The organism is Algoriphagus sp. Y33, assembly GCF_014838715.1.
GTDB lineage: Bacteria > Bacteroidota > Bacteroidia > Cytophagales > Cyclobacteriaceae > Algoriphagus.
This window is the reverse complement of sequence record NZ_CP061947.1, coordinates 1,113,319-1,137,980: the sequence shown is the minus strand read 5'-3', so window position 1 is coordinate 1,137,980 and position 24,662 is coordinate 1,113,319. Positions and strand designations below refer to the sequence as shown.

At 41.0% G+C, this 24,662-nt stretch carries 18 protein-coding genes; 3 read left to right on the top strand and 15 right to left on the bottom strand.

Annotated features, from left to right (window positions below; genetic code table 11):
- Positions 1 to 16: 16 nt before the first annotated feature.
- The 4 genes from ID165_RS04710 to ID165_RS04695 all read right to left on the bottom strand — a co-directional run bounded on the left by ID165_RS04710 (position 17) and on the right by ID165_RS04695 (position 6,464).
- On the bottom strand, positions 17 to 3,412 hold the full coding sequence (locus ID165_RS04710) for a SusC/RagA family TonB-linked outer membrane protein (protein WP_225586987.1): 3,396 nt from the start codon (positions 3,410 to 3,412) through the stop codon (positions 17 to 19).
- Positions 3,413 to 3,442: 30 nt separating this feature from the next.
- Positions 3,443 to 3,640: a hypothetical protein gene (locus ID165_RS04705; protein WP_192349225.1), complete on the bottom strand. Its 198-nt coding sequence runs from the start codon at positions 3,638 to 3,640 to the stop codon at positions 3,443 to 3,445.
- 333 nt (positions 3,641 to 3,973) lie between these two features.
- A complete protein-coding gene (locus tag ID165_RS04700; RefSeq protein ID WP_192349224.1) occupies positions 3,974 to 5,182 on the bottom strand; it encodes a DNA-binding transcriptional regulator in 1,209 nt (402 codons plus the stop codon).
- 4 nt (positions 5,183 to 5,186) lie between these two features.
- The gene (locus ID165_RS04695; protein ID WP_192349223.1) at positions 5,187 to 6,464 is read right to left on the bottom strand and encodes an MFS transporter; all 1,278 of its coding nucleotides are present in this window, start codon (positions 6,462 to 6,464) and stop codon (positions 5,187 to 5,189) included.
- A 161-nt stretch (positions 6,465 to 6,625) separates the two neighbouring features.
- Here ID165_RS04695 and ID165_RS04690 point away from each other — a divergent pair, with 161 nt between their 5' ends.
- The 3 genes from ID165_RS04690 (at position 6,626) to ID165_RS04680 (ending at position 10,769) form a co-directional block, all read left to right on the top strand.
- Positions 6,626 to 7,813: an exo-alpha-sialidase gene (locus ID165_RS04690; protein WP_192349222.1), complete on the top strand. Its 1,188-nt coding sequence runs from the start codon at positions 6,626 to 6,628 to the stop codon at positions 7,811 to 7,813.
- Between the two features lie 2 nt (positions 7,814 to 7,815).
- Positions 7,816 to 10,026 carry a hypothetical protein gene (locus ID165_RS04685; RefSeq protein WP_192349221.1) on the top strand — a complete coding sequence of 737 codons (2,211 nt, stop codon included), beginning with the start codon at positions 7,816 to 7,818 and terminating at the stop codon, positions 10,024 to 10,026.
- A 215-nt stretch (positions 10,027 to 10,241) separates the two neighbouring features.
- Complete coding sequence (locus tag ID165_RS04680; protein WP_192349220.1) at positions 10,242 to 10,769, top strand: RNA polymerase sigma factor; 528 nt, start codon at positions 10,242 to 10,244, stop codon at positions 10,767 to 10,769.
- 316 nt (positions 10,770 to 11,085) lie between these two features.
- Here the strand turns inward: ID165_RS04680 and ID165_RS04675 are convergent, their stop codons facing one another.
- The 11 genes from ID165_RS04675 to ID165_RS04625 all read right to left on the bottom strand — a co-directional run bounded on the left by ID165_RS04675 (position 11,086) and on the right by ID165_RS04625 (position 24,657).
- Complete coding sequence (locus ID165_RS04675) at positions 11,086 to 11,601, bottom strand: lipocalin family protein (protein WP_192349219.1); 516 nt, start codon at positions 11,599 to 11,601, stop codon at positions 11,086 to 11,088.
- 434 nt (positions 11,602 to 12,035) lie between these two features.
- A complete protein-coding gene (gene rffA, locus ID165_RS04670) occupies positions 12,036 to 13,247 on the bottom strand; it encodes a dTDP-4-amino-4,6-dideoxygalactose transaminase (protein ID WP_192349218.1) in 1,212 nt (403 codons plus the stop codon).
- Positions 13,248 to 13,446: 199 nt separating this feature from the next.
- Positions 13,447 to 14,115: a GNAT family N-acetyltransferase gene (locus tag ID165_RS04665; RefSeq protein ID WP_192349217.1), complete on the bottom strand. Its 669-nt coding sequence runs from the start codon at positions 14,113 to 14,115 to the stop codon at positions 13,447 to 13,449.
- Between the two features lie 246 nt (positions 14,116 to 14,361).
- Positions 14,362 to 15,270 carry a glycosyltransferase family 2 protein gene (locus ID165_RS04660; RefSeq protein WP_225586986.1) on the bottom strand — a complete coding sequence of 303 codons (909 nt, stop codon included), beginning with the start codon at positions 15,268 to 15,270 and terminating at the stop codon, positions 14,362 to 14,364.
- Between the two features lie 135 nt (positions 15,271 to 15,405).
- Positions 15,406 to 16,233 (bottom strand): ABC transporter permease, encoded by an 828-nt coding sequence (locus ID165_RS04655; RefSeq protein ID WP_192349216.1) that lies wholly within the window; start codon positions 16,231 to 16,233, stop codon positions 15,406 to 15,408.
- A gap of 103 nt (positions 16,234 to 16,336) precedes the next feature.
- Positions 16,337 to 16,843 (bottom strand): winged helix-turn-helix domain-containing protein, encoded by a 507-nt coding sequence (locus tag ID165_RS04650; protein WP_192349215.1) that lies wholly within the window; start codon positions 16,841 to 16,843, stop codon positions 16,337 to 16,339.
- Between the two features lie 175 nt (positions 16,844 to 17,018).
- Entirely contained in the window at positions 17,019 to 18,593 is a 1,575-nt protein-coding gene (locus ID165_RS04645; RefSeq protein WP_192349214.1) for a hypothetical protein, read from the bottom strand.
- A complete protein-coding gene (locus ID165_RS04640; protein WP_192349213.1) occupies positions 18,581 to 20,116 on the bottom strand; it encodes a hypothetical protein in 1,536 nt (511 codons plus the stop codon). Before ID165_RS04640 ends, ID165_RS04645 begins: the two co-directional genes overlap by 13 nt.
- A 686-nt stretch (positions 20,117 to 20,802) precedes the next feature.
- Positions 20,803 to 23,301: a leucine-rich repeat domain-containing protein gene (locus ID165_RS04635; protein ID WP_225586985.1), complete on the bottom strand. Its 2,499-nt coding sequence runs from the start codon at positions 23,299 to 23,301 to the stop codon at positions 20,803 to 20,805.
- Positions 23,240 to 24,082, bottom strand: coding sequence for a hypothetical protein (locus ID165_RS04630; protein ID WP_192349212.1), 843 nt, complete (start codon positions 24,080 to 24,082; stop codon positions 23,240 to 23,242). The genes ID165_RS04635 and ID165_RS04630 overlap by 62 nt, the downstream gene beginning before the upstream one ends.
- The gene (locus ID165_RS04625) at positions 24,079 to 24,657 is read right to left on the bottom strand and encodes a hypothetical protein (RefSeq protein WP_057936208.1); all 579 of its coding nucleotides are present in this window, start codon (positions 24,655 to 24,657) and stop codon (positions 24,079 to 24,081) included. The genes ID165_RS04630 and ID165_RS04625 overlap by 4 nt, the downstream gene beginning before the upstream one ends.
- Positions 24,658 to 24,662 lie beyond the last annotated feature (5 nt).

The window sequence follows — 24,662 nt, the reverse complement described above, 5'->3', positions numbered from 1 at the left end:
ATTCGTTGATTTGAGATTAAAGATTAAAGTTCAATTTGAAACCTACAGGAAAACTCCACGGCATCACATTCTGACGCTCGATTCCCTGGCGAAACTGTGAGGAGGTATTCCCTTGTGTTCCGCTGTTTGCCCAGAAAGCGCGTTCCGGATCGATTCCTATATCTGCTTTGGTCCAGATCATCAGGTTTCTAGTATAGATAGAAAAGGTTGCATTTCTGAATCTGCCAAAAGAGGGAACTCTATAACCTATGCTCAATTCTCTCAATTTGATAAAAGAGGCATCAAAGGTCACCTGCTCATTGTAATCCCAAGGGTAGGTATTGGTAATTGGGTAAATATTGGTACCCTCTCCGCCTAGGTGCTCTACGTACACATCATCACTAAAATCATCCGGAGTATCTGCACCAGCTGTTTGGATTACTCCCGGCACAAAGGCTCCGTCGCTTCCATTTTCATCCACATAATAACCTCCTGTTGCCGCTGTATGCCCCCCTACCCGAGGGTAGTTGCCCAGGCCCGGAATAATGTATTGCTCCGGATTAGCTTTCATCATCGCGATCAACTCATCGGTTGCATATAGGCTGCCCGGGATTAAATTATCCAATTGTCTTTGAGACTTCCAGTCCGACTCACCATATCTGTAGGTAAAGGACATAAACTCTCCCCCTTGTCTCCAGTCAAAACTGGCCCCGACCACAAACCTCTTGATATTCAAAGTGGTCTGTAATCCCATTTGAAAATCAGGATTGAAATTGCCCACTTTCTTAAGATTTTCGGTACCGGATAGTTCCTGCCATTCTCCCGCACCGGAAAGAACCGGCCACTTGTAATACGGTGAATTAGGATCTTTTACCTCAGCATAGCTACTGCTGTACATGTTTCCAATCTGCTCTCCCACAAAGGTGATTGCCCCTCCACCATTCTCAGACCAAAGGGTGATTCTATCCAAGCCTTCTGTAAGCTCTACCACCGTGGTCCGGTTTCTACTCCAGTTCAAGTCTACATCCCAAGAAATATCCTTCTTTCTCAAGACTGTTCCGCCAAGGGAAAGTTCCACGCCCCGGCTTTGGATCAGACCGGCATTGATCAGACGTCCCGAGTAGCCTGAAGAAGAGGGGAGATTTACTGAGAAAATCTGATTTCTATTATCGATTTGATAAATTGTCCCTCCAAATCGAAGCCTGTTGCTGAACATGTTCAGGTCTATCCCGCCTTCATACGAAGTGGCTTGCTCAGGTTTTAGATCCGGATTTAACAAACCGGAAGGCATACTGGCAGTATTGATGGAATTGTAGAGTCCAGTAGACAGGTTTGGGAGGAGATTGTATGGCCCTGTATCATTTCCTACCTGTGCCCATCCAAACCTCAGTTTTAACAAGTCAATCTTATCGGACATGTCCAGGGTATAGTTTGCCAACCAGCTCAGGGAAGCTGATGGGTAGAAATAGGATCTGTTTTCACGTGGCAAAGTAGAAGACCAATCATTTCTGGCGGTCAAATCCAGATAAAGCTGATCTGCATAGCCAAAGGAAGCCAATCCGTAGATAGAATAAATCCCTCTTTCAGAGAATCCATTTGTCATGGATCTGTTATCAGCAGGAATATTCTGAACATTGTAGATTCCAGGAATAACCAATCCGTTGTTTCGATCTCCTCCTACACCCACATCCGTGCTTCTACCGAAACGATTCATGATATTCCCTCCAACGGAAGCGTTGATATCCAATTTCCCAAAATCATCATTCCATGAGGCCAAAAAATCTATGTTGGATTCCTGACTCAAAATATCTGACGTGTAGTATCCTCCACGGGCCATTCTGCTGTAGCTGTAAGGTATTTTGGTTTCCTGATTCTCATCGGATCTATCAAGGGAATACCTTACGCGTATATTGAAGGATTCAGAAAATTTATAGTCCAGCGACACATTTCCATAAATTCTGTCCCGTACAAATGAATTCTGCATTCCATAAGCAATAAAATAAGGATTATCACCTGCAGCGGTTCTGACTTGCTGAATACCTTCCTGTCCCGGCACCCAGATATCCCTCATCAAATTATAATCTACATAAGGGGAAGAATAAACTGCTTCCAAAGGGTTAGCTCTTCTATCCCCAGTACTAGGACGGTCGTTGGATTGGCTATTTGTATAGTTGAAATTGGAAGTAAACATCAGCTTCTCTGTAATCTTATGGCTTAGAGAAGTAGAGTAGCTATGTCTAAACAGGTCAGAGTTGGGGATCATGCCCCTATGCAGCATATTGGAATAGGAAATCCTATAAGTAGTCTGCTCACTGCCCCCGTCCACAGCAATATTGTTGGTAGAAGTGATTCCTGTCTGCATAAAATCTTTCATTGCATTCGGATAAGCAATTAATTCTGTTGGGATAGGATCTCCATTGGCATCCAACGGGCTATTCCATTGAACAGCCGTATTGCCGGCATTCAGTTCAGGACCACCCCAATAGGCAGAGCCCTCATTAAATACTCCTATGCGATTGCCATTTGCGTATTTGTAATGAAAATCCAACGTTCGGGTCGGTCTTTCAAAAACATTACTTGAGGAAAAAGAAATTCCCATAGTCTTACCTGCTTTGCCGGACTTGGTAGTAATGATCACTACCCCATTTCCTGCTCTAGTCCCATACAATGCAGCTGCACTGGGACCTTTCAGTACCGAAATGCTTTCAATATCATCCGGATTGATATCCGAAATTGCATTTCCGTAATCCACCTGGTTTCCGTCACCGTTTTGTCTCACATTGTTCAAGGAGTTGGACATAGGTACTCCATCCACCACAAACAAAGGTTGGTTGTCCGTAGTCAAAGAGGTAGCTCCTCGAATAACCATGCTCATAGAGGATCCTGGACCGCTGGTTTGGTTGATAGTAACCCCGGGCATTCTACCTGAAAGGGAGCTCAACACATTTTCCTGGGACACCTGGGTCAACTCTTCTCCTTGTACACTGGAAACGTCATACCCCAAGGAGCGTTGATCCCGCTTAATTCCCAGAGCTGTCACCACCACCTCAGACATATCCGTGGCAGTTTCACTCATGGTAATATCAATGATAGATTGGTTCCCTACTGTGATTTCCTGAGGATCAAATCCTACAAAAGAGAAAACGAGTAAAGAATTAGGGCCTGCTACATTTAGAGAATAGGTTCCATCTATCTCAGAGACCGTTCCGTTACCGGTTCCTTTTTCAAGCACAGTGACCCCGGGAATCGGAGTCCCGTCCTCACTGGAGACGATTTTACCCTGTACCTGCTGAGCCTGAAAGGCCTCTTCAATCAGGTTGGAGGGTGGCGGAGTCATGGCTGAAACCCCAAGTAGCGGGAACAGCACCAATCCAAAAATCATGGGGAGTCCCCAGCCGATTTTTGGCTTTTTGTTTTTGGAAAATTGTTTCATACGCATAATCATTTATTGGGTTAGTCTTAATTATTTTTTTGGTCTTTGATCTGAGCATTCATTTTTTCCCCGCACAGCCAATCCATCAAAAAATTCGAGAAAGGCTTGATTCCATTCACTTGATTCTTTTTCCATTTTTAATTTTTGGAGAAAAAGATCAAATTCATCCTTGGATATCTCACCGGTTGACAATTTTTCCAGTAATTCCTTGATAGTTGGATTTTTCATAGGCTGTACCTTCGCCTTTAATACCTTGCACTTTAAAAAATGGACTACCCAACCACTGATTACCAGTGTGTTAATTTGATAGCTGAAAAAATTTAAATTCCATAACAATTAGAAAATATGGGGGCATGGTCTGTCGGATGACGGGTGTCCGAGTGGTCACGGTTAAGGGATTAAAGGTTAAAAAAAGGTTAAGGGCTAAATTGGGAGGTGGATCTTGACTCTTGTTTCCTGACTCTTCATACTATTAGAAGGTTGTCAGGTTTCTCAAGGTTAAAAGGTTACTGGTTAAAAAGTTAAATTGAAAATTGGATCTTAACTCTTGGATCTTGATACTTATGTCTTGCTACTTGTTTCTTGCCTCTTGCTACCTCCCACTTCCCACAACGAATTCAGACCGTATCGCTTTCTATACTCAGCGGGGGCATAGCCCATCAATTGTTTGAATTGTCTGGCGATATTATTGCTGTCTTGGAACCCCAAATCCACGGCTATTTCAAAGATACTCTGATCTGAACTCAAAAGTTTCTGTGCCAATTTCTCCATTCTGACCTTGGTGATATACTTATATATAGGAAGTCCTGTAATCTGCAAAAAACGCTTCTCCAAGGCTCTTCGGGAAAGAGGCACTTCCTTGACTACCTGATCCACCAAAATATTTCTATCGATATTCCTGTGAATAAAAGTGAGGGCTTCCGCAACGTAAGCATCAGAGGAAGCAAACATATCAGTAGAGGATCGGGTAATTACCTTGAGGGGGGGAACAATCACATCTCGGTAGTTACTCTCGCCGGTTCTGATCATTTCATGAAGAACCTGCGCAGCCTCAAAGCCTCCCCTCTCTATATCCAGAACTATACTCGACAATGGCGGATCGGCAAGTTCGCAGAATGTCACATCATTGTCCACTCCCAATACCGCCACTTCCTGAGGCACCCTAATCTTATTGTGATTGCATGCTTCCAAAATATGCACGCCCTGATTATCATCACATGCCATTAAGGCAACAGGTTTGGGTAAGTTCTTCAGCCATTTACTAAGAGATTTGCTTTTGTAATACCAAATATCCGTGGATCGGGCTTTTTTATGCTCAAAATAATTGACCTGATATCCTGCTTTTTTGACAGCGGATTCGAATCCTTCCGCACGCTCCCGCGACCAAACAATTGTGTTGAACCCATAAAACCCAAAATTGTAATACCCCTTCCTCAGAAAGTATTCGGCTCCCATCACTCCAGTTTCCCTGTAAGAACCTGTGATATTGGGGATTTTGGAAAACCGTTCTTTAAAATCCTGAGCTATGACAGGAATCCCACCATCAATAAACTCCTCCTCCATTTCATTATACAGCTGACCGATGATTCCATCTGCCCTCCATTCCTTTGCCCATTTGAGGATGCCTTTTACTCCCATCATTTCCCGATAGTATAAAGGCATACGGCAAAATGTCCATTGTCCGTTTTTACCGGAATAGGTACTGATTCCTTTTAGCAATGATTTGCTATATTCTTCAGCAAAATCCAGCAATAATATTATACGGTGCATCTGATTAGCTAAATAATTCTTTTAGTGATTGGATACGGGAGTTGCTGACCAGAGGCTTTGCCCAAATCCCAATAAACAAAATGTAACTCAATGGGATGAACAGGAAGAACATGGCAGCCTGCAATCCAATAAAGTCTGCCATTCCACCAATTACCAAAGGGACAACGGCTCCACCCACAATACCCGAGCATAGTAATCCCGCAAAAGTGCCATGCGCAAAATCCACTGAATTCAATGCCAGGGAAATCAAGATAGACCACATTACGGAAAGGCAAAACCCCGAAAAAGCAAATGCTATCAAGACCAAATTCCCCTCTGCCAACAGACCGGCCAATAAGGAAAGGATAGCTCCGCAGGTGAATAAAACCAGAACCACTTTGCTATCCATAAATTTCAGGAGAATCAAACCCAATAGACAACCAAGCGTCAATAAACCCCAGAAATAGGAAATCACTTTGGCTCCTCCTATACCGGGATCCACGCCGTGGTAATCCTGTAAGAACTGGCTCACCCAGTTGGCAATACCTTGCTCTGTCCCTACGTAGGAAAATATTCCAAGAAAATACAACCAAACCATCCGTTTACTTAGGAGGTTTTTCAGAGTTTTTCCCAGTTCCACTTTCTCACCCTCTTTCAAGTCCACTTTCGGAAAATTCGTAAAACCAATCAATAGTAACATGATCCCGGCAAGCACGGCAAATACAAAATAGACTGAAACCCATTTCATTTCCACAGGAACCCACTCTTCCAATAGGCTGATCCAAGCAGGTGCTCCAGAAGTGAATAGGGACTGGTCCATGTAACTGTACAACATGGGGCTAAGGAATGATGCTGCCCCGAAGGCCAATTGCCCCAACACAGAATTGAATGCAAAGTGCTCTTCTCCTCCCGTAACCCTTAAGAGGGGATTAATAACCACCTGTAGCATCGCCATCCCCATCCCAATAATAAACAAGGAACCCAAAGCAGAGCTAAAGCGGGGATTGAAACCAAACAATAAAGCACCTAGGGTAGCCAGGCTAAACGCCAGCAAGAGCACGGGCTTTTCCCGCCAGCGCTCCACCAATAATCCTGAAGGGAGAGACATGACCCCATAAGCCACAAAAAAAGCAAAAGGCAAAAACCCGGCTAAACCATAGCTCAGAGAAAAACTTTCGATGATTCCCGGAATGATGGGGCCGAGAATATTGGACATCAGAGATATAACAAAAAATATCAAAAAAATAAGTAAGAGGATTTTCTTTTGTTTATTCTTTTGGGTAGCTACTTCGTGTCCATGCATTTGTTTTAGATTTTAATTCAATTCTAAAGAGAAAAACAATAGAAACTAACCTGTTAACAGTTTCTTAAAATAAAAAATAAAACCAGACAGTTAGTCCGTTTCTAAAATAACAAGGTAACACCAGTATATCAAACAAGTCTGAAGATCACTGATAAATTAAGATGGATTTCAACTACAAACAACCCTTTTTACTGATTCTCTGGACTCTCGCTACCACTTTTTCATTTGCCCAATCCCAGCTTGTACCTTCATTGGTCAATGAGTCTATATTCCCCTTGCAGGAAAAACACACCCATGCCGGTAGTATAGTGGCACTTCCCGGCGGGGATCTGCTTACAGTTTGGTTTGAAGGTTCGGGTGAACGGAAAGCTGATGATGTCCTGCTGATGGGTTCGAGGAAGAAGCAGGGAGAAACTAATTGGTCCAAACCTTTTGAGATGGCCGACACTCCCGGGATACCGGATTGTAATCCTGTACTTTTTCTCAATCAAAAAGCAGAGCTGTTCCTGGTATGGATCGCCGTAAATGCCAACGAATGGGAAAACTCCATTCTCCGCTTGAGAAGAAGTACCTCTTATGATACCGAGGGGACACCGATCTGGAACTGGCAAGACAATATTTTTCTTAAACCCGGAGATGAATTTGCGGAGGAAGTTGCCCGGAAATTCAAGGATCTTCCTCCTGCCCATGTAGGATGGTCTTCCTATGCACCAGAATACGAGAAGATGATTATTGAAGCGTCCCGGGACTCCAAAAAAACAAGTATGGGATGGATGACGCGGATCAAGCCTCTCGTCACCGCCAACAGAATACTTCTACCGCTTTATTCGGATGGTTTCAACTTTTCCCTGATGGCTATTTCGGATGATATGGGAGAAAGCTGGAGACCAAGCTTGCCTCTGGTGGGTAAGGGACCTATCCAACCCGCATTGATTCAAAAAGAAAATGGAGATATCGTAGCCATGCTTCGGGATGCAGGGGACGCTCCTTCGATGATCCAACAAAGTATTTCAAAAGATCAAGGTGAAACCTGGACGGTCGCAAAAAAAACAGAATTCCCAAATACAGCCAGTGTGGAACTGCTAAAGCTTAAAGATGGACGATGGTGGATGGTAGGCAACGATGTCCAGGATGGCAGGTATCAATTGGCACTTTGGATTTCATCTGACGAGGGAAATGCATGGAGCAATCCACAATACCTTGAACTAGACTCCACCCATCAGGGTAACTTCTCTTATCCGGCCCTGATTCAGGACCAGGAAGGCCTTGTCCATCTCACCTATTCCAAACACCTCGACGCAGGTAAAACCATCCAATATCGCTTATTGGATCCCAACCAAATTCACTAATTATGCAAACAACTTTTAATGGATTGACACTGCTCTTTGTCTGCTTGATTCAGACTATGGCATTCGGGCAATCAGGAACCGGCGGGACTTACCGGGACACTTCTTTTGTGCAGGAATATGCCATCATCAATTCCAGGCCACTCCAAAATCTATCTACGCAAAGTCTGGCAAGTAGCCAAACCGGGAATGTCCAAATTCTGGAAAACATGCAACTACTGCGGCCGGAAGCAGGTCAGTTTCAGGTTTGGGGAACTTTGGCTAACGACCAGTCCTACCTGCCTATGACTGACAAAAAAATTCGGGCAATCGACAGCTATCAAGGCGAGCTTATTTATCTGGATGACCAAGCCGTATTCAGCAATGCCTGGGCAGGCAGCTTATTTTTGAAGCATCAGTTGCCTTCGGCGCATCGCTTCGAAGGAGGAGGGCAATTTGATTTTTTGATCAGTGACGGAAAGCAATTACACTATGTAGGATCAGGCATAGATGAACCAATTATTCTGTCCGCCCCTCAAGAGGTGGTGGATATTCAATATGATCCCATCGGGGAAAAATTCTGGGTAATGAGCCCGAATAAAGTCTATCAGTTTGATCCCAAATCCCACAAACTGCATGAAGAATTGTCGGGTAAGGGATTGAAATCCCTGGCATATTTCTCTCCCAAAAACCAGTTGGTACTTGGAAGTGACGCAGGATATTTCACCTATGACATCCGATCCAAAACCAAATCTCCACTACTGACAAAAATTCCTTGGACAGACATTCTTGTAGTAGAGACAAAGGAGGATGAAATCTGGTTTGGAACTACCAAAGGTGCTTTCGTATTGCTTCCTGATGGGGAAATCAACTATTACTATTTAGAGAGATGGCTTCCGGGAGAGGAAGTTTACGACATTGCCTTTGGTAAGGACGAAATCTACCTCCTCACCAATCAGGGTCTGGCAACACTACTCCGAAAGGAGATGACCTTAGCAGAAAAAGCAGGGTATTTCGATAAATACACCCGTAAAAACCATCTGAGAAACGGGTTTAATGCCTCCCTTGAGCTGGCAGAAAGCGGAAAAATAGCCACAGGAAAACTGGATGACTCGGACAACGACGGACTTTGGACTTCCATGTATTTAGCATCACAGGGTTTTAGGTATGCTGTGACCAAGGAACCGGAAGCTCTTATTCAGATCAGACAGTCCCTATTGGCTATGGAGCGTCTATTCACCATTAATCCGGTGGACGGGTTCCCTTCCCGTTCTTTTGAAAGATCCGGCTACATAGAAAAACTGGCAGATCCGGAAAGATGGCAACATTCCACAGATCCGGAATGGGACTGGAAATCCACTACCAGTAGCGACGAAGCAATCGGACATATGTTTGTCTATGGAGTGCTTGCCGAACTTGTGGAAGATGAATGGGTAAAAAACAAATCCATTGAACTGATGGACACTTTGATGTCACACATCGTGGCGCATGACATGTATTTGTATGATTTTGACGGAAAACCTACACTTTGGGGCAAATGGAATCCGGATTATGTCAACAACTTTCCTATTCAGGTGGGAGACAGAAAGCTCAACTCCTCCAATATCATCAGTATGCTTCAGACAGCCTACCACTTTACAGGCAAGGATAAGTATAAGGAAAAGGCATTTGAGCTGATGGAGGATTATGGGTATTTGGAAAACCTGATGAGACCCATGAAAATAATAGGAGAAGCAGGAGACGGAAGTGATTCTTACAGCCAAATGCTCTCTGAGGCATGGAACCATTCGGATGACGAGATGTACTTTTTAGGATATTGGGGACTCTATAGGTATGCTTTTGATGCTGAACTGAAAGCAAAATTCAAGAAAGCAATCGTAGACCACTGGGAGGCAGAAAGACCGGAAAAAGATGCTTTGTGGAATATCGTTACCGCAATAGTTCAACCGGAAAAATTTGACTTGGAAGAATCAATTTGGTTCTTGCAGAAGCATCCTATAGATCTGATCAACTGGAATGTACAAAACAGTCATCGAAAGGACATCCGCAACCTTGAAGTCAATTTCAGAAGACAAACCACCCCCGAAGTATTACCTCCTTCTGAGACCAGAATAGCAAGACACAATGCCAACCGGTTTAATTTGGATGGAACCGGTAACGGAAGATCTATTTACAGTCCGGGAGATATTTGGTTACTGCCTTATTGGATGGGACGCTACTTAGGTGTAATCGAATAATTCCTGATAACTAAACCCCGTATAAAAAAGGCCTAAACTCATCGATGTAGTTTAGGCCTTCTTTTATACATGAATTTTTTAACAATAATTTAACAATCTGATTATTAAGCGGTAACTCATTCTAAATTTTCGCAAATTGAGGATTTAAATGCGTGATTTACGTATCTGATTGGGTTTATTTTTTCAAAATTGAGTGAGCAAATGAAGCAAGCCCTATGACAGCACCTACTATAGAAACTATTGAAGATTTCAAAATGGGGAAACAGGAGGCGATTGAGTCAGTTTATTATTCCTATAAACCTACCGTCGTCAGGTTTATTCTATCCCTAATCAAAGATGCTGAAGAAGCTGAAGCGCTTTTTCATAATGTATTTCTTAAAATTCTAAGAAAGAGAAAAGAGTTGGATACTAAAAAGGGAATCCAATCTTACATCTTTACTATCTCAAAAAACGAGGTGTTAGATTACTTTAACCATTTAAGCAGCGATAGAAAAAAAGCGGAGGATTTTTATAAAAACAGGATCGAAAGTTCGGTGGATCTGAAGATGGAAGAGGAAGCTCTTATGGTCCGATTGGAAGAGGCGATAGAAAAGCTTACAGATCAAAGGAAGCAGGTCGTTAAGCTTTCCTACTTCGAAAATCTTTCCTATCAGGAGATCGCAGATCAAATGCTTATTTCAAAAAATACTGTTAAAAACCATTTGATCAAAGCAAGATTAAGCTTGAGAAATTATTTGACGTAAGCAAGAAAATTGGGCTGGTAGTTATGGATTGTCTATGGTCGACCGGGACTGAACACTGATTACTGATTCTAAAATCTTGATACTTGAGTCAATACTAAGCATCTATCTTCTATATAATCAGAGTTTTAGATAAGAGGTTCTTCCTCCTTTTCTTTTTTGCAGGAGGACAGGATTAAGCACATGATTAAAAACCCAAATAACCATGATTTAATTGTATTCATAAAAGGATTTTCATGTAGCCAAGAGATGCAAATTTTCAATCAAAAAATACCAGAGCCTTCCTAATAGAAAGGCTCTGATTAATAAAAGGGGTTAGTTATTTGGTTAAAACATATAACCCGTCGTATTCAAAGATATTCTCTCCTCCTAAGGCTGCCATGGAAGATGAAGATGTCATTTGAAGAACCAGCTCGGAATCTGTTTGCGATACTATTTCAGCCTCTTCTGTACCAGATGCATTTTGGAAATAAATTTTATCTCCATTTAATTCGAATGTTCCCGTGTAAGCTGAGCCATTTACAGGTATTTTGAAATCTGTACCCGGAAAAAGGTCGTATTCCATACTCATCATAAAACTTCCTGATACATTCACTTTGTTTCCAGTGAATTCAAATATCATATCTATATCAGAAGCTTCACCAGAAAGCGTACCATCATCAATTAATTCCCCTTGTTGATAGGCAGAATATTCCCCGTCATATTTCATGGACTGGAGTTTCCATTCACCTTCTAAAGAAGTTGTATTTTTTGGATCATTGTCATCATCTCCGCAAGAAAATAAAAATCCTGAGCAGAGGATTAAAAAAAAGAAATGGGTAAAGGTGTTTTTCATAATGTTACTTTTATAGTTAATTATTTTTTGAATTAAATACTTAAAAAGCAAACTACAATACCTTGTTATTTTATTTACACTAAATTATTGGTTATTAGCGCAATAGATTTCATCTGACATACGATCGGAAACCAGTCTTAAAATAGATCCATCAGGTATGCAAACTTTATCCCAACTGATAGCAATTATTTATTCTCTGCCTAGGCTGCCTAGAAAGGCTGGAGAAATATTATAAAAAGTAATCTTGATGCTACTGAAAAGCTAGCTCTAAATTATGATTACATTATTATGGAAGTACTATGAGTATTTATGATATTGATTTCAGTATTTATTTACTGGAGGAATCTCAAAATCATTACAAGCCCCAACTCGAAGCTCGATCTCCCTTATAATAGTCGTGAGCCATAGAGAATATTGAAATATGCAAAATTTGTTTACTTACTCAACTCCGGCAATTCATAGAACAAGGGTAAGCGAAGTAAGCAGTCGGAATAGCGGTCGGAATTAAGCAATTCACGTTGGCATTGATTTGGAAAGTATTTTTTAGCGTATGCCGATCTATGAAGGCTTTGGTAGTGGAAAACTGCTAGAATCCCCTTTTCATTTAAGGCAGCAGTGTAAGCAGTTCTACTTGCTAAGGAAGGGAAAAGGAGATAAAAAAGGTGGTGGTTAGCAGGGAATGTAGAATGTAAAATTGATAGTGGTTCATTATTAGTGATTGCTTCGTCAGCCAAAAAGCCTCCTCGCAATGACGAATCCAAATTTTCAATTTTCAATTTTAAACTCTTGAAAACCTCAATATAATCAGAATTCAAGACATTGGGAACATCAATATCTCCGCTAAATACCCTAGCGTAATCATTCCAAATAGCCTTTCTTCTTTCCTGGATTTTATCCAAATTTTCCAATTGTGCCCAAAGATAAGCAGCATTAAGCTCGGAGGGCATAAATGAACTCCCAATATCCACCCAACCGTATTTGTCAACCTCTCCTCTAAAAAAAGCTACCCTATCGGTGCCTTTTTCCCAGATCCTCTCCGCTCTTTTAATCATCCCAGGGTCATTGATCATAAGCATCCCTCCTTCTCCGCATTGGATGTTTTTGGTTTCGTGAAAACTCATCGTCCCCAAATGTCCTATACTCCCCAGCGCCTTTCCTTTGAAGTAGCTGTCTATAGCTTGGGCAGCATCCTCCACTACAAACAAATTATGTCTTCCGGCAATATCCATAATCACATCCATTTCACAGGCAACACCGGCATAGTGTACCGCCACAATTGCCTTGGTCCTTGGAGTAATAAATTCCTCTATACGTGCTTCATCCAAATTTGGACGGTCCGAACAGCTGTCCACGAATACAATTCTTGCCCCCCGCAGGACAAAGGCGTTGGCGGTTGAGACAAAAGTGTAGCTTGGCATGATTACCTCATCTCCCGGCCTTATATCCAGAAGTATTGCGGCCATTTCCAGTGCATCAGTACAACTTGTAGTCAGTAGGCATTTCCGAAATCCGTAACGTATTTGGAAAAACTCCTGACAACGACGGGTGAATTCCCCGTTGCCGGAGATTTTACCCAGCGCAATTGCCTCCTCTATGTATCTGAGTTCATTTCCTGAAAGGTAAGGTTTGTTGAAAGGAATTTTCAAAGGGGCAGGCGGGTTGATTTTAGAGTTTGGAGCTGCTACAGTTGGCCGTGAAAGGTGTTATCGTGGGTTCTGTGGGTGAAAAAAGGTCTTTTTTATTAAAGTCGTCCGAGCTACCGCAGTTATGGAAGTTAAGGGTTAGATCGGCGATCTTGGCTCTAGAATCTTAATACTTGTGTCTTGATACTTTAACGGTTGACCTTCACTCCCTCCAGTAATGATATATATAGATCCTTTCCTTTAATCTATACCCAAGGGATTCGTATAGCTTACAGGCAGGGACATTGGATTCTTGGGTGCTCACGACAATGGTCTTAGCTCCATAAGAAAAAGCTTTTTCCTCGGCTGCTTTCATCAGCTTCTTCGCCCACCCATGTCCGCGGCTATTATCAGAAACTGCAATCAATCCTATACTGGCTGTTTCCCCCTCCAGATCATAAGACACCATCCCTTGAAGTTCATATGCCGTCAATAAGTACCCGGAATCCAGTGCTTTTTTGATCCAAAGTCCATAGAGTTTTTCAAACTCATGTTGAGTTAGCCGGCAATCCTGCTTAAATCTGGAATAAATCCCACTCTCTAATGCCAATGACAGTAAATTCTGATTCATTTCTCCAGTGTAAGAAACTATATCCGAGGGGACTTCGGCAGGTTTAGCAATTGCTTTCTGATAGGTGGTTTTAGTATCGACCAGCTGAATCGATGCATCGGAAATCAGCAGAGGCAATTCGGAAAGAACATACACCAGTTGGTACTTAGCCGAGTTCTTCAGAAACTCCTGCTCATCCCAATCGCCAGAAATGTAAATTTTACCCACGGGGTAATTAAAAAGACTTGAGTCGAAGGAAAGATGGTTGATTTCTTGTTTCAAAGTTTGGATAGAGGATTAAGTTGGTTAAAGGTTTAAAGGTTAGGGGTTAAAAGTTTAAGTGACAGTTTTGGCTCTTATGTTCCGGTTCTTTGACCTAAGGTTTTAATAGGTTCGCATTCATACTACTAGTAGGGATTAAGGTTCAAAGATTAAGGGTTAAGAGTTTAAATAGCGGTTTGGATCTTATGTCCTAGCTCTTGGATCTAAGATCTTGGTACATGCTTCTCTCAATTATATTCCCCAAATCTACCCTATTCTTTTCTCAACGATGTAAATAGGCCTATTCTTAACTCCTTCAAAGGTTTTTCCGATGTAGAGTCCCACCACCCCAAGCGTAATCAGCAGGAAACCGGCAAGCATCCATAGTGAGATAATCAAACTGGCATAACCTGCTACAACAATATCTCCGTGCAAGTACTTGTACAATGTATATAGCGCAAACAAAAATCCTGTCAGTGCTATTAAAAGGCCCAGCTTAACAGTCAGCCTAATGGGCTTGTCGCTGTAAGCTAGCATAATATCCAGTGCAAGATTGAATAAACGCTTGAAACCATAATTGCTGCTTCCCTCTCCCCTTTCGGCATGGAACACATCAAGGGTCGTTTGACGGAAACCAACCCACTTGACCATGGTAGGGAAATAGCGGATACTTTCGCGCATTCCTACTATCTCCCTGATGACCTTACGGTGGTATATACCGAAGTTGGCTATGCTTTCGTCCTGGGTGGAGCCTGTCAGCCAAGCCAGCGTTCTGTAGAATATTTTTGAAGCCAGTCTTTTGAAAAAGCCGTCTTGTCTATTGGCTCTTCTTGCGAGCACTACATCGTATCCTTCCTCCGCTTTTCTCAATAGATTGGGAATTTCTTCAGGCCTATCCTGCAAATCACAATCCATCACTATTATCCAGTCTCCCTTTGCCGTATCCAGCCCTGCTGTAATGGCATAATGCTGGCCAAAATTCCTGGAAAGTTTAATTCCCTTAACCTCCGGATGGATACCGGAAAGTCTTTCTATTTCTGTCCATGAATTATCGGGGCTATAATCATCTACCAGAATAATTTCGAATTCCGGATCAGGCATAGCAAACTTGATTCTTGTGATGAGTTCAGCTAAGACATTTTCTGCACGATAAACCGGGGAGACTATTGAGAGCAAAGGGAAGTTAAAATTTAAAATGTTCTGCTAAGAGGGTGGAAAGTAATTGAGTTGACATTGTTGGCTTATGGTTGTCGCTGTTGTCAGGGTATAGCAAATCCTACAACGGGACAACGCGAAGCAGACAACCTTACTTTATGCAACATCCGCAAATATCCGTTCCATCCTCCGAAAGTATAGCATACCGAAAATAAAGAGAATAACCGCTACGATGGAGCCGGGCCAGATCCATTCCCAAGGCATAGGGCGGTCTAGAAATGCTGCTCTAAACCCTTCGATAACCCCAACCATGGGATTTAACGTATATAATCCCCGGTATGGCTCAGGAACTGCTGTGGTACTGTAAACCACAGGAGCGGCATAGAGTAAGAGTTGGATCACAAATGTCAATGCATGCTTGACGTCCCTGTATTTTACCGCCATAGCAGACAGCATCATCCCCATTCCCAGACTGCACATCAGGAGTTGGATGATAAGTACTGGCAATACCAGTAATCCCCAGCCAGGGGTAACCTGGTAATAGATCATCATGCCCACCACCACAACAAATGCGATCAAAAAATCCAGAAGCTTCGAAAGTAATGAGGAAAGTGGCAATACCATTCTGGGGAAATAGACTTTGGTGATCATATTGGCATTTTGGATCAGGGAATTAGCTGATTCAGTGAGTGTGCCCGAAAAGTAATTCCAAGGCCAAAGTGCCAGGTATGAAAAGAGCGTGTATGGAATCCCATCTGAGTCCACTTTGGCCAGATTGCCAAATACAACAGTAAACACCAGGGTAGTAAACAAAGGTTGGATAATAGCCCAAGCCACTCCCAGTACAGACTGTGCATAGCGTGCCTTGATTCCTCTTAATGTTAAGAAATACAGAAGATCCTTGTATCTCCAGAGTTCCCTGAAGTCTATAAGCTGCCAACCCGAAGAAGGCTGGATGATTTTGATGTGTTCTTTGGGAGTCAAGTTTTGAATTGAGAATTTAAAATGATGGGATTTAGTATAAGCTGATGGTTCTGAGAAGACGGATAAATACTGGTTTGCCGGATAATTGGGATTGCCGGTTACTTTACTTTCCGTAAACCAAAATACCTTGGATGTCGCCGGGATCGTATTCCATAATAGACACTTCGACTTTTCTTTGGACTTTTTCGTAGGTTTTTTCTCTAATAAAGTCCAAATATTTTTTGTCCAACTCTTTCCCTATGAGAATCATTTGGATAGTACCGGAATCTATACCCTTCGCATAGTCTCCCACGATATAGGCCCTTTCCACATCTCCCATTCTTTTGACGATTCGTTCGATTAAATCATCCAGACCAAGGAATTTAGATACCATATTTTTGATTTCCGTAAAAAACGGGTGTGCCTCATTGGCCTTATAAAGCTTAGTTTTCCCCTCTTCTTCAGACACAAGTAATCCTGCTTCGGTCAGACGGTTTAATTCTACTCTGACGGAATTGGTAGATTCGCCAAACTCCTTGGCAAGAGCTCTCAGATAGCCTGAGTTGGTATGCGAAAAGAACTTCAGAAGAAGTTTGATTCTGGTTTTGGAAGTGACTAGAGATTCGAGCACTAATTAATTTAGATTGTAGTCATATTAAAATTCAAAAAGCTTCGCTCTTTCAGTCCCATCTCAGAAATTAGCGTCATCGAGTAATAAACTTACTCGACGAGTAACAAATTTACTCGTGTAACCGGTTTTTGCAAATTCAGGAAAATCTATACTGACAAATAGTCCATTGAAACTCTTATTTCTGACTTGAGTAACGAAAAATTGAAAGATAGCTTCCCGTCCAACTATCCTCCAAGTCATAATGATACCCCAAGAATTCCATGTAGCTAGGGAATTTGAAATCTTGATCATCATATATTCCCATCAGATAAAATTCAGAGGCATCACTTATTTTTTTAATACCAAACCTGTCCAAGGCTTTAGCCTGAAAAGGACTTTTTGAAATCCAACCCATACTGACAAATGGAACCGGATTTATCATATTGTACTGTGTTGGCAAGAAGTTTTGCTGATAACCTTCATAAATTATTAACTGGTTATAATTCAGCTGGCCATCCGTCAGCACTTTCATATCATGTGCTATACTCTCCCTTCTTTTGGCTCCCTCAAAAAATCCCACCAAATGGACTATCAGTATACCTCCTACAATCAAATAAAAAATCAAAAATATACCTGTATCTACTTCTGAAATGAGGGTTTTCCCATTGATGAAATAAAGCAAAGGAAGAAAAAACAAAATATAAACTCTTGCTTTTACTATAAAAAAATGGTTAAAAACAAGCATAAAAATCAGCCATGTACACAAAAACAACATGTATTTGGGCCATTTCCAACATGACCAAAGGCAAAGGCAAAGAATAAGCAAGCTAAATGCTAATTTGAAATTCTGAAATCCCATAACCTCTCTTAGCCTTACAAGAGATTTTCCAATCTGATCGAACGAATACAGCTTCTTATCCAATTCATGTTTTAATTCACTGAGTTTTTCTACATCAATTTGATTACCATCCATCATAAAAAGTGAAAAGAAATACCATTCGCTGGTTTGATCCAGTCGGTGATCTTTTTCCAATGTATAAAAAACCGGATGATCGAATACGTTAGCCCTAGCCTTTGTATAATGCTTGAATTCAGCATATCCGGAATTTTTAAGGTATAAAAAATCAAAAAATTGTAATAGAATAAAAACCAATCCTATTATTAGAAAGGTTTTTGTCCTAAACTTTGAAGCCCCCGAAATTCTGTCTACAGCAATAAACTGGTAGAACGCATACCCAAGTGCAGCAAGGGCAAATGACTCCCACCGGATTAAAATAGATATAATCAATAAAAACAGAACCGCGCAACGTCCTAATTTTGAACTGTTCCCAAAGGATGTATTGGCTAGTAAAAAGCCTGAAAAACCAGCTACTCCGGCAACAATTGTGAACTGTAGAATTAATGAAAAATGAATATACAGCACCAAAAATGAAAACAAGAGCAGGTTTTTCCAGCGAATAGACAAGCAACTATCTAGCACAGAAATCACTATCCCCATAAATGAAGCATAAAGAACCAAGAACCAGACAAAAGCGTACCATTGTATAAATGGCATAAAGGTGTAGAGTTTTGATAAACTCCAACTTAAGAGTGGATGAATAAAGACAGCGTAGGGTTCTGGGGTACCGGTATATGCTCCAGAGACTAACCACATCATGATCACATCATCGTTCGCTTCGAAACGCCAAGGAAGAATCCAGAGAATCAAAAACACCAATAAACCAATTACTCCCCAGTAACCAATAAGATTTTTTGACTTTACTTTTTCCAAAATACCTGAATTATTTGGTCCTCTTTTATAACGAATTCTCCTTGCTTTATCCATTCATCCCTATCAAATGGGAATTCAAAAGTATCGTTGTAAAAAATGACAGCAATAGCCTCTGCACTGGGAAAGAAGTATCTTAATTGGTAGCTTGACCATAATCCGGGAGTTTTAGGGTGTCTCTTGCCCAACATATAAACCAGACCAGGGTTTCTATAAATAGGCAAAACATATTGCTCCCCAGTTTCAGAAACTAAGTTCGACAAATCATCGTACAAATTCCTCTCAGAAATCGGCAGTCTGATAAACTTACCTTTTTGATATTCCCAAAGTACGGATTCATCTGTATAAGAATACGAATTAAAAGCGTAAATGGAAATACCATTAAATACCAGAATCAGCGAAAACAAGGGAAAGAGAATATGAAGTATAATCCTTCCTTTGACATGCTCTTCTCTTAATGAGAATAAAATCGCCAGCATCCAAAAAACCCAATAATGAATCCCCAACCTCAGAAAGTAGACATTACTTCCGAAATGAAGGATAAATGGAAATCCAATTAGAAGCAAAAGAAATCCGGTTTGTCGCCTACTCATTTTAGGAAAAGGTGAAGACCCCATAAGAAATCCCAATACTGCAAGGGTCCCCAACAGTAAATAATGATTAACCTCAGCAGTAATAGTAGTGAAATAGGAAATAACAAGGAATATGACAAATCCAATACCTACTACAATTCGATGATAAAACTTTCCTTTCCGCCTCAAATACCCTGCGAATACAAAAGGAGTAAAAACAAGAACAGACCAGAAAATGCCCACAGCAGTATATTTAACAATAGTTGGAAAATGGTAGTCAGGCCTGTATTTGAGCATTTCTTGAGCGGCAATAGCCCGTGTGACACCAGATTCACCCAACACTAACATGAAAACCAATTCCAATAGTAAAAATGGCAATAGCAGAAACAATAGCATGCTACCCACTGTCTTGCGGTGCGCTACAAATAAAATAAAAGCAACAGCAAGCAAACTGAGAATTATGCACACGGTCACTTTGCTATAAAAAAGCAAAGAAAGGGAGGTTCCAAGCAGGATTAATCTTGAAGCGGTAAGCTTACCTGATATCAATGCGAGCCACGCACATCCACACATCAGATTAATAGAATTGTAAGATAAGGTTTGGGGTAAAAATCCATAGCTAGCCAATATTCCCAATAAGGCAATTAGAAAAACAGAGGATTTCTCATTCTTATCTTGATTTAAATTTGCCCAAAAGGTCGCTAAGGAAGTAGCAGCTATTAAACAGGTAAGTAACCTGAGAACCCTAAGCCCCACTATCCCAAACTCAAACCCGGTCGCTTTATAAAAAAGTTTGAAGAATAAATCGTAGTTGAAAACACCGGCGATGTTTTCCTGATTGGGAACAGCCAACAAAGCATACACCCCTTCATCAGAAATATCAAAGCCCCTATTTATTCCCAAAAAAATCAGAATAAGAGCCAGAAGTAGTGATGCTGTAAGAAATTTGTTCAAAATAAGGGCGAAATAATATTTTTCATAAACTATACATTCAAGATTAAAAGGAGAATAAGTAAATCGACTCTTTCAAAAGTACTATTTTGTGGAAAACTTTACCCCCTTTAAACAAAAAAATACCCTGTACAGGGTATTTTTTTTCGATATGAGACTCCCTACCTTTATGTCAGGGTGATTAAGCAACTTTTCCAACATGGATTTTTTAATAAGAAAATTACTAAAGGGATTTTTTATCAAATTTTTTAATCCCTTTTATTCCTTCTTCCCACCTGTCAAATTCAAGATCATTGAAACTAATCTTTACTTTGATTTATACCAATTGTAAGCAGTCAATTTGCCATCCCCTATCCCTAAAGACAACTTATTCTGCATTACCATAAGACAGTTGAGAGAACCGACTAGTTGGTACTACTCCTGGAATGCAACACCCAAATTAGGAAAATAAAAAAATTCTTTTGAGGGGGTTGCAGAAGTAGGGAAAAAAAATCGAGGTTCAAGAAACCTCGAATATCAACAGCCAAGAAATTGAAGTGAAAAGGATCCAAGCCAGGAGACTTGGATCAAATATGCACACTCATAAATCTATGATTATGGACTTACAAATTCAGAATAGTGGAAGTAGGGCAATCGGTCTATTCAAATCATGATAGCGCCCCCTTAAATCCTTTATTCTTGACCATCCCTTAGTAATACCTTACTTCACAATCAGGGTTTGAAGATTTAAAGCGATCTACAGCTCTGCTATTTAGTCGGGTATTAAAGCAAGAGAGTTTTCTGAGATTCGGCAATCCTTCTATAGGTTTGAGAGAACGAAGGTTTGTACTCGCTACATCGAGTTCCTTTAAGTTTATATTACCCTCAAGGCCTTTCAGGGTCTTCAAGTTGGTGCCGGAAATATTCAGAATCTCCAGATTCAAAAGTCCTGACAAAGGATCCAAACCCTCGATTCCTGAATTACTGATGTCCAGTTCCTTTAATTTGGACAGGCTTATCAGAGGTGAGAAGTCAATTACAGGCACCTGGGAAATTCTGAGTTTCTCCAATAGCTTAAGTTCTTTGATTGGAGTGATATTACCGATCGGTGCATCGAAGATGACCAGAGAACGTAAATTCACAAAAGCAACTAGGGCTTGAATATCTCCTACAGGGACACGTTCGAAGGTCAATGATGACTTTTCGGTCATTGAATGAAGCTCCTCGGTGTTAGGTTCCTCAGAAAATGAAAACTGCTCACTGAGAATCTCTTTCCAGGCATCATCCAATGATTCCCACCATGATTTCAGCTCCTCCGTACGGTATATAATCGTTAAGCTAGGTTTATTGATTACCAACTCCGGTACTTCTTCGGCAAATATTTCAGAACCGTTAACGTTTAGATATTCCAATTTGGAAAGATCCGAGACACTTAGAATACTTGATACCGGGCTTCCTTCCAGATCTATTCTTACCAATTCATCGTTTGATTTGAGAGGGGAAATATCCTTAACCTCGGTATCTTTACCTATAATTTCTACCAGTGTCTTAACTTCGCTCAGGGAAATTACCTCAGTCACAGGATTATCAGAAAAATCAACTTTAGTAAGTTTCACAAATCTGGTAATCGGATTTAGACTTTCCACTCCCGCTCCACTCAAATCAAGTTCTTCCAGTCCTATAGTACTTGTCAATGTTTCTACACTGGGATGGTCGTTAGTGATTCCCGGATTGGCCTTTTTCAAAGTAGCCTTCCAAGCGTCCGATAACCCAGCCCACCAGCTTTCAAGGTCTTTTACATGATGAATCAATAAAACCTTCGGATTTTTTCGGATAAAATTATCCGAAGCCGGGACAGAAAGCTTTGTTTCATCAGCCAAAACCTTGTTCAATTCGGTTTTACCATTCAGAGCTGAGATATCAGAAATCTGAGTACCTGTGATGTCCACGACTTCAAGATTTTCAAGACCTGCCAAAGGGGAAAGATCTTGGATATTCGTCTGTGACAAATTCAAATTTTTCAGAGATGCCAAATCCGACAATTGGCTGAAATTGATCAGATAATTTTTACTAAGGTCAAGATTTTCCAAATTTGAAAGGTTCTTGATATTCTCGGTGTTGTTAAATCCACTTTGGGCTATATAGAGGCTTTTCAGGCTGTCAAACTCATTCAACACGGCAAAGCTCAAAACTGGAGTCTCCTCCATGCGAAGTGATCGGATCGATTTGAGATTGACCAGTTCACTGATATCAGTAATCTGAGTCTTAGAGATATCCAAGTGTTTAAGACGGTCTGAATACTTGATAAACTGTATATCAGAAGTAGGTGTATTAGACACATCAAGATACTCTAAGAAAGTAACGTTGGAAATAGGGCCTAGTTCAGTGATCTGTGTATTGCTAAGATTCACATATTTAAGATTCCTCATGGCTTCCATAGGGCTCAGATTCAAAAGAGAATCTGTACCCGAAATATCCAATGAATCCACTTCAACGAACTGATACAACAAGTCCACATTGATCGAGTCGTATTCACCTACAGCAAAGCGTTCTTTGAAATAAGCCTGCCAGTGAGGATCCAGTACTTCCCACCATTCAGCCAGCTCTTCATCACGACTTACTTTAGTCGTATATACACTGGCGATTTTCAGTTCTTGGGTTTTACTATCCAAGTTAACCTCAACAAAACGCGGTTTGGTATTGGTTACTTTTTCATTGTTAATACCTGTGGCAGTGATCGTCCTATCAAGGGAGGCTGTAAAATATACATCTCCGTTATCTTTCTGATTGGGTTTTACATCCCGTATTTTGAATTTGAAGTTGACATCTTTGTAAAAAAATTCAATATCCTTCAAATAGGCAGTGACATTCTTATTAGTCACAACCTTCCTGTCGAGCAAGAGATCATCTTCCACCTGAACTTCCCCATCCCTGAAGATTTTCAAATAACTTTCACGGATCACTACATCCTTATCTCGAGGCTGAGTCTCTGCAGATCCTATAGTGTTAAGGATGTATTCCAAAAAACGGATTTGATCCTCCACTTTAGCCGAATAGTCATCTATTTCAGCTTTAGTATAACCTTTTATAGTCTGAGCTATCGCTGGGATGCCCACACAGAAAAGAATTAAACTTAGATATATGGCCTTAGTCCTGATCATAAATGTATTTCTGAATAGTTTCCCTGTCTCCGGGGTTAAGTTTGACAAGGTTAGAAATCAGCCAACCTGTATTGAAACCTGGGCGGTTGAATTGATGTACTTCAAAATACCAGCCATCTATTTGGAAGAAATGAAATTTAACATCGGTCACTGTCTCATATCGGATGTTGTTTTGCTTCATTTCATACAAAAACAAGGTCAGGTAATCCGGTTTGAAACTGGATTCTGTATAAGCTTCAGGTGAATCAGAGTCCTGAAATGCTCTTCGAAGATTCATAAAACCCAGCTCATGACTCAGCGGGTGTAAGAAATCCTTCCTGTCACCCACAGGTTTATTAAATATATTCTTGAATGGGGGGAATGACACATCATCAATGACCCATTCGTACCCGAGTCCCTCGGGTTGTAATTTCAATACAAGTGTAGCGGATTCCCGTTTTCCCTTAAAGGTAAAAACTGCCTGTACCTCAGCATACCATCCTTCCTTATGGAAATTCAGGTATTGAGGGTAATTCGGCGAAAGCACAGTATTCATGAACTGTGATTTTAAATCCTGGCCTACTGAAGAAGTTTGATTGTCAAAAAGTATTTGAAGAAATCCCTTTCTCAGTGAGGTGCTGTGGTAGGATGAGTCACCCGGATAATAGCGTACATTGCCATCCGTAGGCGATTCTTCACCATTGAATCTTCTGAAGAATTGGTTTAGTTGTTTGGTAGAGGCAGCAAATTTGCCATCATCTTTGATTGTCCCGGGGCTGCCTATGCCCTGCCCCGAGACAATTGAGATGCTTGCGATCAAGATCGCAAAAATAAAGGTTACTATTCTCATGCGGAGGTTTCTGTCACTCTCACGTCACCTAGCATGACGTCCCAAAATTCGATAGTTCTACCGGCAATCTGGGTTTGCTTTTTCTCAACGTAGATAGTGATGTCTTTTTTGGTAGTGTCTTTATAATTCATCCCTGTTTCAATAGAAGTTCCTTCGAAACGCTGAAACACAGTAACTACACCCACATATCTACCGTCAGGCTGTCTCTCTAAGTCTGAGATATACTGGATATCATACCATGTGATATTTACTCTATCGTAGTTCAAAGCCATCAAACGCTCAAAATAACGTCTCACTTTGTAATAAGCGATTTCGTTGGTATTGATACTGGACACCCCCATCTCAGCTCCCGGGGAGAAAAGTTCTTCAGCACGGTCCATCACTCGGTTTGCCTCAGAGAATTGCGTCTCCTTACTTCCAATGATACTGATATACTTACTTAAATCTTTAACTTTTTCGAGTGCTAGGGAATCAATTGCTTGCTTTCTTGCAGGGCTAATTGTTTCTGACTGAGCCAATACACTTACCGAAGTAGCAAGGAATAAGCCCAAGAAAAGGATCATTTTATTTTTCATGTGTA

Coding starts and splice junctions, on each gene's coding strand:
- ID165_RS04690 (WP_192349222.1), top strand. CDS start 6,626: ATGGATTTCAACTACAAACAACCCTTTTTACTGATTCTCTGGACTCTC.
- ID165_RS04705 (WP_192349225.1), bottom strand. CDS start 3,640: ATGAAAAATCCAACTATCAAGGAATTACTGGAAAAATTGTCAACCGGT.
- ID165_RS04700 (WP_192349224.1), bottom strand. CDS start 5,182: ATGCACCGTATAATATTATTGCTGGATTTTGCTGAAGAATATAGCAAA.
- ID165_RS04625 (WP_057936208.1), bottom strand. CDS start 24,657: ATGAAAAATAAAATGATCCTTTTCTTGGGCTTATTCCTTGCTACTTCG.
- ID165_RS04685 (WP_192349221.1), top strand. CDS start 7,816: ATGCAAACAACTTTTAATGGATTGACACTGCTCTTTGTCTGCTTGATT.
- ID165_RS04710 (WP_225586987.1), bottom strand. CDS start 3,412: ATGAAACAATTTTCCAAAAACAAAAAGCCAAAAATCGGCTGGGGACTC.
- ID165_RS04695 (WP_192349223.1), bottom strand. CDS start 6,464: ATGCATGGACACGAAGTAGCTACCCAAAAGAATAAACAAAAGAAAATC.
- ID165_RS04630 (WP_192349212.1), bottom strand. CDS start 24,082: ATGAGAATAGTAACCTTTATTTTTGCGATCTTGATCGCAAGCATCTCA.
- ID165_RS04680 (WP_192349220.1), top strand. CDS start 10,242: ATGACAGCACCTACTATAGAAACTATTGAAGATTTCAAAATGGGGAAA.
- ID165_RS04675 (WP_192349219.1), bottom strand. CDS start 11,601: ATGAAAAACACCTTTACCCATTTCTTTTTTTTAATCCTCTGCTCAGGA.